12 protein-coding genes are annotated in these 15,382 nt (G+C 71.4%); 2 read left to right on the top strand and 10 right to left on the bottom strand.

The features are described from left to right. Nucleotides 1-49 precede the first annotated feature (49 nt). The 4 genes from ACI2LY_RS07935 to ACI2LY_RS07950 all read right to left on the bottom strand — a co-directional run bounded on the left by ACI2LY_RS07935 (nucleotide 50) and on the right by ACI2LY_RS07950 (nucleotide 3,102). Nucleotides 50-751 carry a ribonuclease HII gene (locus tag ACI2LY_RS07935; protein ID WP_393911931.1) on the bottom strand — a complete coding sequence of 234 codons (702 nt, stop codon included), beginning with the start codon at nucleotides 749-751 and terminating at the stop codon, nucleotides 50-52. A gap of 84 nt (nucleotides 752-835) precedes the next feature. Beyond that, nucleotides 836-1,744 (bottom strand): ADP-ribosylglycohydrolase family protein, encoded by a 909-nt coding sequence (locus tag ACI2LY_RS07940; RefSeq protein ID WP_404706386.1) that lies wholly within the window; start codon nucleotides 1,742-1,744, stop codon nucleotides 836-838. A gap of 12 nt (nucleotides 1,745-1,756) precedes the next feature. Continuing rightward, on the bottom strand, nucleotides 1,757-2,416 hold the full coding sequence (locus ACI2LY_RS07945) for a histidine phosphatase family protein (protein WP_404706387.1): 660 nt from the start codon (nucleotides 2,414-2,416) through the stop codon (nucleotides 1,757-1,759). Nucleotides 2,417-2,496: 80 nt separating this feature from the next. Beyond that, on the bottom strand, nucleotides 2,497-3,102 hold the full coding sequence (locus ACI2LY_RS07950) for a YdbC family protein (protein WP_389006131.1): 606 nt from the start codon (nucleotides 3,100-3,102) through the stop codon (nucleotides 2,497-2,499). 151 nt (nucleotides 3,103-3,253) lie between these two features. On the opposite strand from ACI2LY_RS07950, the gene ACI2LY_RS07955 reads away from it, so the two are divergent. Continuing rightward, nucleotides 3,254-3,787, top strand: a complete 534-nt coding sequence (locus ACI2LY_RS07955; RefSeq protein ID WP_404706388.1) for a TerD family protein — start codon at nucleotides 3,254-3,256, stop codon at nucleotides 3,785-3,787. 72 nt (nucleotides 3,788-3,859) lie between these two features. Here the strand turns inward: ACI2LY_RS07955 and ACI2LY_RS07960 are convergent, their stop codons facing one another. Then, a complete protein-coding gene (locus tag ACI2LY_RS07960; protein ID WP_404706389.1) occupies nucleotides 3,860-6,760 on the bottom strand; it encodes a vitamin B12-dependent ribonucleotide reductase in 2,901 nt (966 codons plus the stop codon). Nucleotides 6,761-6,885: 125 nt separating this feature from the next. Next, complete coding sequence (gene nrdR / locus ACI2LY_RS07965) at nucleotides 6,886-7,446, bottom strand: transcriptional regulator NrdR (RefSeq protein WP_404706390.1); 561 nt, start codon at nucleotides 7,444-7,446, stop codon at nucleotides 6,886-6,888. A 582-nt stretch (nucleotides 7,447-8,028) separates the two neighbouring features. Here nrdR and lexA point away from each other — a divergent pair. Then, entirely contained in the window at nucleotides 8,029-8,805 is a 777-nt protein-coding gene (gene lexA / locus ACI2LY_RS07970; RefSeq protein WP_361657212.1) for a transcriptional repressor LexA, read from the top strand. 133 nt (nucleotides 8,806-8,938) lie between these two features. Here the strand turns inward: lexA and ACI2LY_RS07975 are convergent, their stop codons facing one another. The 4 genes from ACI2LY_RS07975 to ACI2LY_RS07990 form a co-directional block, all read right to left on the bottom strand. After that, complete coding sequence (locus ACI2LY_RS07975; protein ID WP_404706391.1) at nucleotides 8,939-10,915, bottom strand: ATP-dependent DNA helicase; 1,977 nt, start codon at nucleotides 10,913-10,915, stop codon at nucleotides 8,939-8,941. Nucleotides 10,916-10,985: 70 nt separating this feature from the next. Beyond that, nucleotides 10,986-11,744, bottom strand: a complete 759-nt coding sequence (locus tag ACI2LY_RS07980; RefSeq protein WP_404706392.1) for a GNAT family N-acetyltransferase — start codon at nucleotides 11,742-11,744, stop codon at nucleotides 10,986-10,988. 35 nt (nucleotides 11,745-11,779) lie between these two features. Next, complete coding sequence (locus tag ACI2LY_RS07985; protein WP_404706393.1) at nucleotides 11,780-13,711, bottom strand: IucA/IucC family protein; 1,932 nt, start codon at nucleotides 13,709-13,711, stop codon at nucleotides 11,780-11,782. Nucleotides 13,712-13,907: 196 nt separating this feature from the next. Next, nucleotides 13,908-15,317, bottom strand: coding sequence for a diaminobutyrate--2-oxoglutarate transaminase family protein (locus ACI2LY_RS07990; protein ID WP_404706394.1), 1,410 nt, complete (start codon nucleotides 15,315-15,317; stop codon nucleotides 13,908-13,910). Nucleotides 15,318-15,382: the final 65 nt, after the last annotated feature.

Consider the following 15,382-nt stretch of genomic DNA (forward strand, 5'->3'; position numbering starts at 1 on the left):
GTTAGTACGACGCCGATGGCCGGGTGACACATCGGCGTGGGCGGAGGCGTCAGAAATCGAAGCCGAGCTGGCCCTCGATCACCGGGACGCCGCCGTCCGCGAGGCCGCGGACCTTCTTGAGGTGCCGCCACCGGGGCAGCGCATCAAGATACGCCCACGACAGACGGTGGTACGGGGTGGGGCCCCGTTCCGCCAGCGCGGCCTGGTGCACGGGTGACGGATACCCGGCGTTGTCCGCGAAGGCGAAGTCTGCATGGCCGACACCGAGTTCGGCCATCATTTTGTCGCGGTGGACCTTGGCGATCACCGAGGCCGCCGCGACGGCCACACAGGACTGGTCGCCCTTGATCACCGTGCGCACCCGCCAGGGCGCGCCGAGGTAGTCGTGCTTGCCGTCGAGGATGACGGCTTCGGGCCGGACCGGCAGGGCTTCCAGGGCGCGGACGGCGGCCAGCCGCAGCGCGGCGGTCATGCCCAGGTCGTCGATCTCCTCCGGGGAGGCGTGACCGAGGGCGAAGGCCGTCACCCACGACCGCAGTATCCCGTCCAGCTCCGCCCGCCGCTTGACCGTCAGCAGTTTGGAGTCGGTCAAGCCCTCGGGCGGGCGGCGCAGTCCGGTGATCGCCGCGCAGACGGTGACGGGTCCGGCCCAGGCACCCCGCCCCACTTCGTCGACGCCTGCGATGACCTTCGCCCCGGTCGTGGCGCGGAGGGAGCGCTCGACGGTATGAGTGGGTGGTTCGTACGGCATGGCGCACTCAGACTACGCCGCCCTGCCCCCGCCTCGACACCCCGGCCCCTCCTGACCGGAAACATCACAGTGGCGACCCGCTTGTCAGACGCGGACCGGCACCCACGCGGGCAGCGACTCGGTCCGTTCCGCCCAGGCCGCGGGCGGTGTTCCCGCGTCGCCGGACGCCAGGACGCCGCCGACGATCGCGCAGGTGGTGTCCACGTCGCCGCCCACCTGGGCGGTCGTCCAGAAGGCGCGCTCGAAGTCGCCCAGGGACCGCGCGGCCGACCACAGGGCGAACGGCACGGTGTCGTGCGCGCTGGTCCGGCGCCCGCAGCCGAGGACCGCCGCGACGGTCGCCGCGTCCCCGTAGTCGAGCATGTCCCGCGCGCGGCGCAGCCCGGCGCCCACGGCGCTCCGGGGGACCAGGGCGATCACGCCGTCCAGGAGGTCCTCGGGGCGCGGCGGGCCGCCCGGAGCGGCGGCCAGGGCGGCGGCAGCGGCCACGGCCATGGCCCCGGCCACCGCCTCACGGTGCTGGTGGGTGGTGTAGGCGGAGATCTCGGCCTGGTGCGTCGCCTGCTCGGGGTCGTCCGCGTACCAGGCGCCCAGGGGGGCGATGCGCATCGCGGCGCCGTTGCCCCAGGAGCCCCGGCCCTCGAAGAGCTGGGCGGCCAGTTCGCGCCAGTCGGCGCCCTCGCGGACGAGCCGGAGCAGCCGGTTCACGGCGGGGCCGTAGCCCCGGTCGAAGTCGTGGTGCTCGGCGAAGGAGCGGGCCAGTTCGTCCTGGTGGACCATCTGGTGAGCGGCGAGAACCGACACGACGGAGCAGGCCATCTCCGTGTCGTCGGTCCACTGCCAGCGCCCGGCGGGCAGCTCGCGGCGCTTGAGCAGCGGGTGGTTCACCGGGACGAAGAACTGGGAGCCGAGCGCGTCGCCCACCGCGAGACCGCGCAGACTGGACAGGGCGCGCTCCAGGCGCCCGGAGGAAGAGGAGGATTCAGGGGTCATCTTCCCGTCAGCCTATCGGTCGATCCAGTGCGGGACCGGCTCCCGCCAGCGCTCGAAGGGCTTGTCCAGGGCGTACTTGCCGTCCTCTCCGAGAACGAGCATGCGCACCTCGGCGTTCCCCGGATTCGACAGGGACTCGAACTCCGCCACCGTCCAGTGGAACCACCGCATGCAGAACAGCCGCATGGCCAGCCCGTGCGTCACCAGCAGGACGTTCGGCGGGTGGTCGGGCTCCTCGAAGCTGCGGAACAGGCTCTCCAGGAAGCCGCCGACGCGGTCGTACACATCGGCGCCGGACTCGCCCTGCGGGAACCGGAAGAAGAAGTGGCCGTACGCGTCCCGGTACGCCTTCTGCAGCCGTACGTCGTCGCGTTCCTGCCAGTTGCCCCAGTCCTGCTCACGCAGCCGGGGCTCCTCGCGCACCCGTATGAAGTCGGGGTCGAGGCGGAAGGTGTCCAGGGTCTCGTGGGTGCGGCGGTACGGGGAGACGTAGACGCTCACCCGTTCCTGGCCGAAGAGTTCCCTGAGGTGTTCGCCGGTCTCCTCCGCCTGCCGACGGCCGCGGTCGGTCAACGCGAGGGCGTGGTCGGGCTCGCGCTCGTACACGGAGTCATCGACGTTGCCCACTGACTCTCCGTGCCGGACAAGGACGATGCGCCGTGGTCGTGCCATGTCGGAAACCCTACGGGCAGCGGGGCGGCACCGGGCACTGGTACGGCCTTCATACGGCGTAGGTCACACCGCCCACGGCCTCAGACCGTCCAGGAGGGCTCCAGTTCCACGATGTCGCCGGTGAGAGAGGCTATGTCGGCCTCGGTCTGGGCGCGCAGGGCCAGCCGCTCCACGCGTTCGGTGCGGTACTTTCCGTGCTCGGCCGCCGAGCGCCACATCGACAGGACCAGGAAGTCGTGTTCGGCCGCCTCGCCGAACATGCCCCGGATCATGCCGGGCGAGCCCGCCATCGCCGGGTTCCAGACCTTCTCCTGCATCAGCGTGAAGTGCTCGACGCGCTCCTCGCGGACCCGGCACAGGGCCACCCGGACGAGGTCCGCGTCGGTGAAGCGGGGCTCGAAGCCGGTCTTCACGTCGAAGCGGTACTCGAACAGCTTGACCTGGGCGTCCTTGAACGTGCCGGACTGGGACGCGGCCAGCCGGTCGTGCGAGCGGGCCATGAAGGAGTCGTAGAACGCCCGGCTCTCCCAGAAGGTGAAGACGTGCGCCACTCCCGGCCGGTGCCTGCTCCAGCCTCCGCCCTGTCCCCGAAACCCCGGCTCCCCCAGAAGCCCCGCCCATTTCCGCTGCCCGCGCTCGAACCCGCGGCGGTCCACCACGGTGCAGCGAATCCACTTGACCAGCACCGCGCCATCGTACGGCCAGTCGGCGTGGCGTCGGTCACGCTCTGGCGGAGATCACCCGCGCACCCGTGCCGTATGCGTGACACGATGGGCAAGAAGTCCTGACGGCAAGGGAGTTGGGAATGACGGCGCTGCAGGGGGAAGGGGAAGCCTGGTGACCGGGTTCAGCAAGGGAATCCGCGAGGTCGAGGTCGCGCTCAAGTGGGACCCCAGTCCGGCGGGACGGCCGCCCTCCGACCTGGACATCGTCGCCGCGACGTTCACGGCGGACGACGCTTACGGGGAACCGGCCTATCTGGTGCACTTCGACAGCCGTTCCCCGGACGGCACGATCTTCCTCGACCGGGACAGCCCCGACGGCAAGGGGTTCGGCTGGGACGAGGTCATGAACCTCGAACTCCAGCGCCTGGACGGCCGCTACGCGCGCGTCGTCGTCGGCGTGGTCATCCAGCAGGGCCGGGCCCGCACCACGTTCTCCTCGGTCCTGAACCCGGCCGTCCGCGTCAGCGAGGGCTACACGGTCCTCTCCGAGGCCGACTTCAGCACCGCCCCGGACGCCACGGCGGCCGTGGTCGCCGAGTTCGCCCGCGACGCCTCCGGCGAATGGACCCTCCACCCGGGCATCCACGGCTTCGACGAGGACCCGGCGACGTTCACCCGGGTCATGGGGACCAGACGTCGTACCTGAACACCGCGAAGGGGCGCCGACCCGATGGCCGACGCCCCTTCACCGAGCCCGTGTCACGGGCTCAGCCGCTGATCAGCTGCACCCGCTGGTCGAGCCGCAGCCCTCGCAGATGTAGCAGGAACCGGCTCGCTGCATCTTGGTGCCGCAGGAGAAGCAGAGCGGGGCGTCCGCCTGGATGCCCAGCTGCATCTCCACCAGCTCGGCGCTGGTGTGCGCCTGCTTCGGGGCCGGCCTGGCGGCCTCCGACTCGGCCTTCGGCGTGGCGACGGACGTCAGCTCGGTGTGCCGCGGGGCGGACTGGGCCAGCGCCTCGACGTCGACCTCGTCCTCGTCGAGGGACTGCTCGTACGAGCCGGTCTCCAGGTGACGCTGGCGCTCCTCGGCGGAGTGGATGCCGAGCGCGGACCGGGTCTCGAAGGGCAGGAAGTCCAGCGCCAGGCGGCGGAAGATGTAGTCGACGATCGACTGCGCCATCCGCACGTCCGGGTCGTCGGTCATCCCGGCCGGCTCGAAGCGCATGTTGGTGAACTTCGAGACGTAGGTCTCCAGCGGCACGCCGTACTGGAGGCCCACCGACACGGCGATGGAGAAGGCGTCCATCATGCCCGCGAGAGTCGAGCCCTGCTTGGACATCTTCAGGAAGACCTCGCCGAGACCGTCGTCCGGGTAGGAGTTGGCGGTCATGTAGCCCTCGGCGCCGCCGACCGTGAAGGACGTGGTGATGCCGGGACGGCCCTTGGGCAGACGCCTGCGGACCGGGCGGTACTCGACGACCTTCTCGACGGCCTCGCGGATCGTGGCCTCGGTCTTCTCGGTGACCTCGGTCTTCTCCGCCTCCTTCTTCTTGGCGGAGAGCGGCTGGCCGACCTTGCAGTTGTCGCGGTAGATGGCGAGCGCCTTGACGCCCAGCTTCCACGCCTCGTAGTAGATCTCCTCGACCTCCTCGACGGTCGCCGTCTCCGGCATGTTGACCGTCTTGGAGATGGCACCGGAGATCCACGGCTGGATCGCGGCCATCATGCGGACGTGGCCCATTGGGGAGATGGCACGCTCGCCCATGGCGCAGTCGAACACCTCGTAGTGCGCGGGCTTGAGACCGGGGGCGTCGATCACATTGCCGTTCTCGGCGATGTGGGCGACGACCGCCTCGATCTGCTCCTCCTGGTAGCCCAGGCGGCGCAGGGCCTGCGGCACGGTGCCGTTGACGATCTGCATCGAGCCGCCGCCGACGAGCTTCTTGAACTTCACCAGCGCGAGGTCCGGCTCGACACCGGTGGTGTCGCAGGACATCGCCAGACCGATGGTGCCGGTCGGGGCGAGCACGGACGCCTGCGAGTTACGGAAACCGTTCTTCTCGCCCAGGCGCACCACGTCCTGCCACGCCTCGGTGGCGGCGGCCCACACCGGGTTGTCCAGGTCGTCCATGTGGACGGCCACGGCGTTGGCGTCGGCGTGCTGCTTCATGACGCGCTTGTGGGCGTCTGCGTTGCGGGCGTAACCGTCGTACGGGCCGACGACCGCGGCCAGTTCGGCGGAGCGACGGTAGGCCGTGCCGGTCATCAGGGAGGTGATGGCACCGGCGAGGGCGCGGCCGCCGTCGGAGTCGTACGCGTGGCCGGTGGCCATCAGCAGGGCACCGAGGTTGGCGTAGCCGATGCCGAGCTGGCGGAAGGCGCGGGTGTTCTCGCCGATCTTCTGGGTCGGGAAGTCCGCGAAGCAGATCGAGATGTCCATCGCGGTGATGACCAGCTCGACGACCTTCTGGAAGCGCTCGGTCTCGAAGGACTGGTTGCCCTTGCCGTCGTCCTTCAGGAACTTCATCAGGTTCAGCGAGGCGAGGTTGCAGGACGTGTTGTCCAGGTGCATGTACTCGCTGCACGGGTTCGACGCGGTGATCCGGCCGGACTCGGGGCAGGTGTGCCAGTTGTTGATCATGTCGTCGTACTGGATGCCCGGGTCGGCACAGGCCCAGGCCGCCTCGGCGATCTTGCGGAAGAGCGCCTTGGCGTCGACCTCCTCGATGACCTCACCGGTCATCCGGGCCCGCAGGCCGAAGTCGGTGCCCTTCTCGACCGCGCGCATGAACTCGTCGTTCACGCGGACCGAGTTGTTGGCGTTCTGGTACTGGACGGAGGCGATGTCGTCGCCGCCCAGGTCCATGTCGAAGCCCGCGTCGCGCAGGACGCGGATCTTCTCCTCCTCGCTGACCTTCGTCTGGATGAAGTCCTCGATGTCGGGGTGGTCGACGTCGAGGACGACCATCTTGGCCGCGCGGCGGGTGGCGCCACCGGACTTGATGGTTCCGGCGGAGGCGTCGGCGCCCCGCATGAAGGAGACGGGACCGGAGGCGTTGCCGCCGGAGGAGAGCAGCTCCTTGGAGGAGCGGATGCGGGACAGGTTCAGACCGGCGCCCGAACCGCCCTTGAAGATCATGCCCTCTTCCTTGTACCAGTCGAGGATCGACTCCATGGAGTCGTCGACGGACAGGATGAAGCAGGCGGAGACCTGCTGGGGCTGCGGCGTGCCGACGTTGAACCAGACCGGGCTGTTGAAGCTGAAGATCTGGTGCAGTAGGGCGTAGGCCAGCTCGTGCTCGAAGATCTCGGCGTCGGCGGGCGAGGCGAAGTAGGAGTGGTCCTCGCCGGCCTTGCGGTACGTCTTCACGATGCGGTCGATGAGCTGCTTGAGCCCGGTCTCGCGCTGCGGAGTGCCCACGGCACCCCGGAAGTACTTGCTGGTGACGATGTTGACCGCGTTCACCGACCAGAAGTCGGGGAACTCGACGCCACGCTGCTCGAAGTTGATCGAGCCGTCGCGCCAGTTGGTCATGACGACGTCACGGGGCTCCCACGCCACCTCGTCGTACGGGTGCACACCGGGGGTGGTGTGGACGCGCTCGACGCTCAGCCCCTTGCCGGCCTTGGTGCCCTTGGCGCGGGAACCTCGTGCCGGACCGCTCGCCGTCTCTGTCATGCCGCCTCCCATGTACGGGCGAAAACGCCCCGAAATGCCCCGATGTTCCCAGGGCACGGTGTTCTGTCTGGTGTCGCGGGCACGTTCAGCTACGACCCGCGACAGGTCTTCGGTGCGCCGGCCGGTCAGTCGGCGGCGCGCGCGGGCACGGGGACCTGGGTGGTCCGTCCCGTTCCGCTCTGGTCTTCCTGGCTCCCCGCGGCCGCGTCCTCGACGTGCCCGTCGTCCGCGGCGGGGTCCGGCGTCGCTTCGCGCAGTTCGGCGATGGCGGCCTCGAAGTCCTCCAGCGAGTTGAACGCCCGGTAGACCGAGGCGAACCGCAGATAGGCGACGAGGTCGAGCTCCTGCAACGGGCCGAGTATGGCCAGCCCCACGTCGTGGGTGGTCAGCTCGGCGCTCCCGGTGGCCCGCACCGCCTCCTCGACCCGCTGGCCGAGCTGGGCGAGCGCGTCCTCGGTCACGGGACGCCCCTGGCACGCCTTGCGCACCCCGTTGATGACCTTGGTGCGGCTGAACGGCTCGGTGACCCCGGACCGCTTCACCACCATGAGCGAACACGTCTCCACGGTCGTGAAACGACGGGAGCAGTCCGGGCACTGGCGGCGCCGACGGATCGACGTGCCGTCGTCGGTCGTACGACTGTCGACCACACGGCTGTCGGGGTGCCTGCAGAAGGGGCAGTGCATGCTCTCCAACCCTCCTCACAGCAGACTCGATGGCCTCGCCGGGCCCCAGGGGCCTCACGAAGCAGCCCCAAGCATAGGCGATCGGAGAGGCCCTGAAGACCCGGGGCCCCACATCAACCACAACTTGTGGGGCCCTGTAGCCGCCTCACCACTACATGTAGGGATGACCCAGATTTCGCAGGAAACGCGCGTGTCGCTGTGGACAGCGGCACGGAGAGCGGCCCGAGAGCCCGTCGGGGCGACACGCATGAGCATCCCGCGCGGCCGGACGAACCCACGGGGATACGGTGAACACCGCGCCGAGCTCTCGGGGAATCACGGCGGGGATCACACCGCGGGCGGACCCGGCCACCGGTGGTTAAGCGTTCGAATGGCACACTGACGGCGGCCGCGAGGCCGTCCGCCCCGGCGGTGAAGAGTACAACAATGGGCACTTTTGCCCGCCGGGCGCCGCGCAAGCCATACACCCGGACACTTGATCGCGTCAGGCGAATCGCACTTTTTCACTCGAACGTGTGTTTGGCGCAACCTTTCGAAAGCTACTACCGTTGTGCAGCAGGGAGACCATCGAGAGGGGCCGACGTGACCACGACCGCAGACAGTGCCGCCATCACCGCCCAGGACCGCTCCCAGGGCCGGGTGGAGCCGGTGCACGCGATGAACGAAGCCGCGCCCGAAGGACACAAGCGCTCCCTGCCGGGCCGACCTCCAGGCATCCGCGCGGACAGTTCGGGGCTCACCGACCGCCAGCGCCGGGTGATCGAGGTGATCCGGGACTCCGTGCAGCGTCGTGGCTACCCGCCGTCCATGCGGGAGATCGGCCAGGCCGTCGGCCTCTCCAGCACCTCGTCCGTCGCGCACCAGCTGATGGCGCTCGAGCGCAAGGGCTTCCTGCGCCGCGACCCGCACCGCCCCCGCGCGTACGAGGTACGCGGCTCCGACCAGGCGGTCAGCGTCCAGCCCACGGACACCACCGGCAAGCCCGCCGCGTCGTACGTTCCGCTGGTCGGCCGCATCGCGGCCGGTGGCCCGATCCTCGCCGAGGAGTCCGTCGAGGACGTCTTCCCCCTCCCCCGGCAGCTCGTCGGCGACGGTGAGCTGTTCGTCCTCAAGGTGGTCGGCGACTCCATGATCGAGGCCGCGATCTGTGACGGCGACTGGGTCACGGTCCGCCGCCAGCCCGTCGCGGAGAACGGCGACATCGTGGCCGCCATGCTCGACGGCGAGGCCACGGTCAAGCGCTTCAAGCGCGAGGACGGCCATGTCTGGCTCCTCCCGCACAACGCGGCCTACGAGCCGATCCCCGGCGACGACGCCACGATCCTCGGCAAGGTCGTCGCGGTACTGCGCCGCGTGTGACGCCCGCACCGGACGAGCCGCCCGGCTCGTCCCCCCACACCGGGCCCCGGAACCCCTGCGCCGGTTCCGGGGCCCTGCCATTGCCGTCAGCGGCGGGCGCGGGCCGACCCATCGAGCCGCCCGCGCCTCCGGCTCACTCCCCCCCGGCCTCCTTGGCCATAGCGTCGATCGCCGCGAGCGACTTGCGCACCTGATTGCGATCCGTCGTGGACCAGAAGTCGGGCAGGGACGCCTTCAGATAGGACCCGTAGCGGGCGGTCGCCAGCCGCTGGTCCAGTACGGCGACCACACCGCGGTCCCCGGTGGCCCGGACGAGCCGACCGGCGCCCTGGGCCATGAGCAGCGCCGCGTGGGTGGCCGCGACCGCCATGAAGCCATTGCCGCCCGCGTCCTCCACCGCCTTCTGGCGAGCGCTCATCAGCGGGTCGTCGGGGCGCGGGAACGGGATCTTGTCCATGACCACCAGCTGACAGCTGGCACCCGGCACATCCACGCCCTGCCACAGCGACAGCGTGCCGAAGAGGCAGGTACGGGGGTCGGCCGCGAAGTTCTTGATCAGCTCACCCAGCGTCTCCTCGCCCTGGAGCAGGATGGGGAACTCGGGGATGCGTACCCGCAGCTCCTCCGCCGCGAGCTGCGCGGCCCGCATCGAGGAGAACAGGCCGAGCGTGCGGCCACCGGCGGCCTGGATCAGTTCGGTCAGCTCATCCAGCATGTCGCCGCGGTCGCCGTCCCGCGCGGGGCGGGCGAGGTGCTTGGCGATGTAGAGGATGCCCTGCTTGCGGTAGTCGAAGGGCGAGCCGACGTCCACGCCCTTCCACTGCGGCAGGTCGTCGCCCTCGGTGCCCTCCGGAGCGAGTCCCAGGGAGGCGCCGACGCCGTTGAAGTCGCCGCCGAGCTTCAGGGTGGCCGAGGTGAGGACGACACTGCGGTCGGTGAAGAGCTTCTCCCGGAGCAGCCCGGACACCGACATCGGGGCGACCCGCAGCGAGGCGCCGAAGCGGTCGTGGCGCTCGTACCAGACGACGTCCCACTCCGAGCCGTTCAGCACCCGCTCCGCCACGGCGTACACCGTCTCCACCGAGGCCAGCGCCTGCTTGCGGACCGCGTCCTCGTCCTGCACGGACTTGTCGCGGGTGGAGCCGAGCGCGGTGATCACCGTGCGGGACGCGTCGCGCAGGGCGGCCAGGGCGTAGCCGAGGTCCTCCGGGATCTCCTCCAGGCGGCCCGGCAGGGCCAGCTCCATCAGCCGCTCGAAGCCCTCGGCGGCGGTCAGGAGCTGGTCGGCGGCCTTCTCGTTGACGAGCTTCGCGGAGCGGCGGACCGCCCGGTTGACCTGGCCGGGGGTGAGTTCGCCGGTGGCGGCGCCGGTGACCCGCGAGACGAGTTCATGCGCCTCGTCCACGATCAGCACCTCGTGCTGGGGCAGCACCGGGGCGCCCTCGATGGCGTCGATCGCCAGCAGCGCGTGGTTGGTCACCACGACATCCGCGAGCTTGGCGCGTTCGCGGGCCATCTCGGCGAAGCACTCGGCCCCGTAGGCACACTTCGAGGCGCCGAGGCACTCCCGCGAGGAGACCGACACCTGGGCCCAGGCGCGGTCGGAGACGCCAGGTGTGAGGTCGTCCCGGTCGCCGTTCTCCGTCTCGTCGGACCAGTCGCGCAGCCGGACCAGGTCCTGGCCCAGCTTGCTGGTGGGCGCGGCCGCCTCGAACTGGTCGAAGAGTCCGTCCTCCTCGTCCTGCGGCATGCCCTCGTGCAGCCGGTGCAGGCACAGATAGTTCGACCGGCCCTTGAGCATGGCGAACTCCGGGCGCCGCCGCAGCAGCGGATGCAGGGCGTCGACCGTGCGCGGCAGATCGCGCTCCACGAGCTGGCGCTGCAGCGCGAGCGTGGCGGTGGCGACGACGACCCGCTCCCCGTGTGCGAGCGCGGGCACGAGATAACCGAGCGACTTTCCGGTGCCGGTACCGGCCTGGACCAGCAGGTGGGAGGTGTCGTCGATCGCCTCGGCGACCGCTTCGGCCATGGTCACCTGGCCGGGGCGCTCCATGCCGCCGACGGCGGAGACAGCGGCGTGGAGGAGTTCGGGGAGTGAGGGCTTCGTCATAGCCCGACCACCCTACGGCCCCGCACTGACAATCGCGCCCGGCCGCCGGGGCGGGCGGAGCGGGACACGATCACCGGACCAGGTCCCGATCCCCGTCCCCGTCCCGGTCCCGGATCATGAGGGCGGCCCGCTTGCCGGGCAGGTCGACCTCCGCCGAGCACCGGAACCCGGCCCTGAGGAAAGCGGTCACCGAGGCGGTGTTCCGCATGTCGGGTTCCGCGACGACGCGGGTGCAGGCGCGGCAGCGTTCCATGATCAGCTCGGCCACGGCCGTGAGCAGGGCCGAGCCGAGTCCTCGTCCCCGGTGCGCCGCGCCCCCGATGAGCAGGTGGACACCCGTGTCGTGCGGGCGCGCCGGGTAGTGGCGGGCCAGCGGGTCGAGGTCCGCCCGGTAGATCTCCCAGTAGCTCAGCGCGGTGCCGTCGAGCAGGCCCAGGCAGGGCACGCTGCGTCCGTCGCCGTCGAGTTGGGCGCGGAGGTGCTGCTCCGTCCGGTCCCGGGGTCCGGCCAGCTCCCAGAACGCGGCGATCGCGGGGTCGTTCATCCAGCCGTGGACGAGGGGGAGATCGCGGCCGAGGCGCACCGGGACCAGTTCGAAGGTGCCCACAGGAGTGGGGGTCGGGCCCCAGGTGTGGACTCCGTCCAGCAGGTCGGCCCCTCGCGATGAGCCCTGGGCGGGCAACTCAGCCCGGAGTGAACCGGGTTCGACGGGCCACCGCAGGTTCAGTGTCTCCTCACTGTCCCAGAGCGGCGTGCTCGCGCCGGGGTCCAGGCAGCCGGGCGCGACCGGGACAGGAAGGGCTTCGGCGTCGGTGTCGGTGAGGGACACGCGCGCTCCTCTCATCGGAGGGGGCAGGAACAGGGTCAGGAATGAAGGGGGTTGGCGATGGTCACGTAGACCGACTGGGTGTCGACGGGGCCGACGAGTTCGTCCAGGCCGTGCAGCCGGGTCAGCAGGTTGGCCTTGCAGCGCAGTACGGGTGAGTCGAGCAGGTTGCCCGGCAGGGAGCTGCGCAGTGCGGCGGGACCGGAGGCCGCGGCGGTGAGGAAGCGGCGGAACGCGGCGAGGAGGAGGTGTTCGTCGGCCAGGCGCTGGGAGCCGAAGGCGCCGATGAGGCCGAACACGTTGTTGATGGCGAGGTAGTAGGCGAAGCGTTCGTCGGTGACCTCGTCGGAGACGAAGGTGTCGCTGCGCTCGCCGATGCCGGGCAGCAGGGCGTCGAGTTCGGCGCGGCGGGACTCGCGGAAGTAGTAGCCCTGGTTGTCGCGGTAGCGGCCGCCGACCGGCCAGCCGTCCTGGTCGAAGCGGAGCAGCGTGTTCTGCTGGTGCGCCTCCAGGGCGATGCCCGCCTCGCCGTCGAGCCAGAGCACGGGCCGGACGACCTGTTCGAGGTAGCGCAGGAACCACTCGGCGGCGACGGCGCCCACGGGTCGGCCGGTGCGGGCGGCGAGCCGCGCGACGAGCTGGGCCAGCCGGGACCGGAGGACTCCGGGGTCAGCCGTCGGGCCCTGGTGCGGGACCGGCCGCGGTGAAACCAGTCCGGCGACGCAGCCGATGTCGTCGGTGGGAGCGAACGGGGCGTGCCTGATCATCACGTCGAGGCCGGGCACGGGCCGTCCGTCCGGGTCGTCGACGGCGAGCCAGGCCGGGTCGCGGACGATGTCGAAGCCGGGGTGGGCGGCCTGCCACCGCTTCGCCAGCCCGGTGCGCAGCAGACGGTGCACTTCGACGCCCCGGTGGAGTTCCTTGCGCAGGTTCTCCCGGCGGGAGTTGGTGATGCGCAGGCCGAGCGAGAGTTTGAGCATCGCCGGGGAGCCCGAGCGGTGGACGGTTCGCACGGAGGAGGTGGGGTGCCACGGTGAGCCGAGGGGGCCGAGGTCGCGCAGGAGACCGGCGTCCAGCAGGGCGGCGACGGGCGCGCGGTGCCGTGCGTCGCGCGCCTGCCAGGGGTGCAGGGGAAGGGCGCCGTAGCCGTCGGGCAGCGGGATGGCGGTTCCGGCGAGTTGCCGGATGAGCTGGTCGGCGGGGACGGGACGGCCGCGTTCGGTCCAGGCCGAGTCGGAGGCGAGCAGGGAGGGGGCGACGGCCATCCAGTGCAGGGGGAAGGAGCCGCGCGTCTCCGGCGCGTACTGCCGGGCCTCGGTCTCGGTGAGTCCCTCGCGGCTCTTCGGGGTGGGGTGCAGGGGGTGGCCGAGGAGCAGGGACTGTTCGGCGTCGAGGAAGAGGTCCGGGCCGTCCTCGGGGTGGGCGCGGCGGTCGCGCAGGAAGCTGGCGGTGTGACGTTGTGAGTCGGCGACGCGGGCGACGAGATCGGCGCCGTCCGCCGGAGCGCCGCCCTGGGGCGCGGTGGTGCCCGCCCGGCCGGTGCCGGAGGTCTCGCGGGTGAGCAGGGCGGCGAGGGTGACGGCGTCCACCGAGGGGGCGTGTTCCGGGGTGCCGGAGAGCCGGGGTGCGCCGAAGCGGTGCCAGCCGGTCGGGGACCAGTGCCGTACGGGGGTGATGAGGGCGGTGCCGCTGGCGGGCAGCGGGATGTGCAGGACGCCGCTGTCGGGGGCACCGAGACCGGTCTCGCGTACCCAGCAGCGCAGCAGGTTCTCCACCGCCGCCGCCTGGGCCGCGAGGTGCGGATCGGGGGCCTCCAGTGGATCGGCGTCGGGCTCGGCCGCCCGTACGGCACCCGGCGTGCGCCGCTTCTGGTGCGGCACCGCGTCGGCGAGCGGTACGGGCGCGCTGCCGGGGTCCGCCGGTTCGTCGGGGGTCTCGGAACGGCCGTCGGGTGCGGGGGTGGCGTTCATGACAGTTCCTCGGGGGTGATGCGGGTGCGGGTTTGGTCGCGGAGTGGTTCCGCACGGCGGATGAGAGGTAGGGCGGTGACGAGAGCCGAAGCGCGCCGGAGTCGGCCGTGGTGCGGCGCTGCCTGAAGGCGGGCTCACCGCTCTCCGCCGACACGCGGGGGTGGTGCGCGGCGGCGGTGGGGTGGCTTGGCGGGGGCTAGCCCGTGCGTTGGCGGTCGCGGTTCGCGGCGGTCACCGCGTCGGCGAGGCGGTCCAGTACGGCCGACGCCTGCTCGTCGCTGATGGTCAGCGGCGGCAGGAGCCGTACGACACTGTTGTGGCGGCCGCCGAGTTCCACGATCAGACCCCTGTCGAGGCACTCGCGCTGGACGGCGATGGCGAGTTCGGGGTCGGCGGGGTGCGGCGCCGCGGCGGAGTCCCAGCCGTCCGACTCGGGGCCGCGCGCTTCCGGCACGGACCCGCCCGCCGGGTTCACCAGCTCGACCCCGATCATCAGCCCGCGCCCGCGCACATCGCCCACGCAGGCGAACGCGTCCTGGAGCTGCCGGAGTTGGTCCAGCATGCGGGCGCCGAGGGTGGCGGCTCGTTCGGCGAGGCCGTTCTCGCGGACATGGATGAGGGTGGCGGTGCCCGCGGCCATGGCGAGCTGGTTGCCCCGGAAGGTGCCCGCGTGGGCACCGGGCGGCCAGACGTCGAGTTCCTCGCGGTAGACGACGACGGCCAGCGGGAGGCTGCCGCCGATGGCCTTGGACAGGACCATCACGTCGGGGGTGATCCCGCTGTGGTCGACGGCCCAGAAGGCACCGGTGCGGCCGACGCCGGTCTGGACCTCGTCCGCGATCAGCGGGATGGACCGGTCGGCGGTCAGCCGCCGCATCCGGCGCAGCCAGGCGTCCGGTGCCGGGATCACACCGCCCTCGCCCTGGACGGGTTCGAGGATCATCCCGGCCGGGCGGGCCACGCCCGACTTGGGGTCGTCGAGGACGGACTCGGTCCAGCGGGCGCCGAGTTCGGCGCCGCGCGGGCCGCCGACGCCGAAGGGGCAGCGGTAGTCCTGCGGGTAGGGCAGGCGGCCGACCTGGAGGTCGGGGGCGCCGCCGGAGGCGGCCAGGGCACCCGCGGTCATGCCGTGGTAGGCGCCGGTGAAGGCGAGGATGCCGTCGCGGCCCGTCGCGGCCCGGACCAGCTTGAGGGCGGCCTCCACCGCGTCGGTCCCGGCCGGGCCGCAGAACTGCACCCGGGCCCGGTCGGCGAACCCGGCCGGAAGGGTGCGGAACAGCTCGGTGGTGAAGGCGTCCTTGACCGGGGTCGCCAAGTCCAGCACGGAGAGGGGCGCGCCGGAGTCGAGGACCTTGCGGATGGCCTCCAGCACGACGGGGTGGTTGTGGCCGAGGGCCAGGGTCCCGGCGCCGGAGAGGCAGTCGAGGTAACGGCGGCCGTCCGCGCCCTCGATGGTGAGGCCACGCGCCCGCACGGGCACGATGGGCAGGGCTCGGGCGTAGGTACGCGCGGCGGACTCGCGCGCCGACTGACGCCTGAGAATCCCCTCGTGCACGGCCGGAGTTCCCCGGTGGGTGCTGTCGGCCTCCGACTCGGTCACGGCCACGGCTCGCTGTCCTCCCGCTGTCCAGAGGCGAGTTGCTCGACAGGGACGGGCGCAGGCAGCGGTCC

Source organism: Streptomyces sp. NPDC002176 (assembly GCF_044903645.1).
Taxonomy (GTDB): domain Bacteria; phylum Actinomycetota; class Actinomycetes; order Streptomycetales; family Streptomycetaceae; genus Streptomyces.

What these genes read in the sequence shown, in the direction of transcription:
- ACI2LY_RS07935 (WP_393911931.1), bottom strand. Translation starts at nt 751, where the DNA reads ATGCCGTACGAACCACCCACTCATACCGTCGAGCGCTCCCTCCGCGCC.
- ACI2LY_RS07940 (WP_404706386.1), bottom strand. Translation starts at nt 1,744, where the DNA reads ATGACCCCTGAATCCTCCTCTTCCTCCGGGCGCCTGGAGCGCGCCCTG.
- ACI2LY_RS07945 (WP_404706387.1), bottom strand. Translation starts at nt 2,416, where the DNA reads ATGGCACGACCACGGCGCATCGTCCTTGTCCGGCACGGAGAGTCAGTG.
- ACI2LY_RS07960 (WP_404706389.1), bottom strand. Translation starts at nt 6,760, where the DNA reads ATGACAGAGACGGCGAGCGGTCCGGCACGAGGTTCCCGCGCCAAGGGC.
- nrdR (WP_404706390.1), bottom strand. Translation starts at nt 7,446, where the DNA reads ATGCACTGCCCCTTCTGCAGGCACCCCGACAGCCGTGTGGTCGACAGT.
- ACI2LY_RS07975 (WP_404706391.1), bottom strand. Translation starts at nt 10,915, where the DNA reads ATGACGAAGCCCTCACTCCCCGAACTCCTCCACGCCGCTGTCTCCGCC.
- ACI2LY_RS07985 (WP_404706393.1), bottom strand. Translation starts at nt 13,711, where the DNA reads ATGAACGCCACCCCCGCACCCGACGGCCGTTCCGAGACCCCCGACGAA.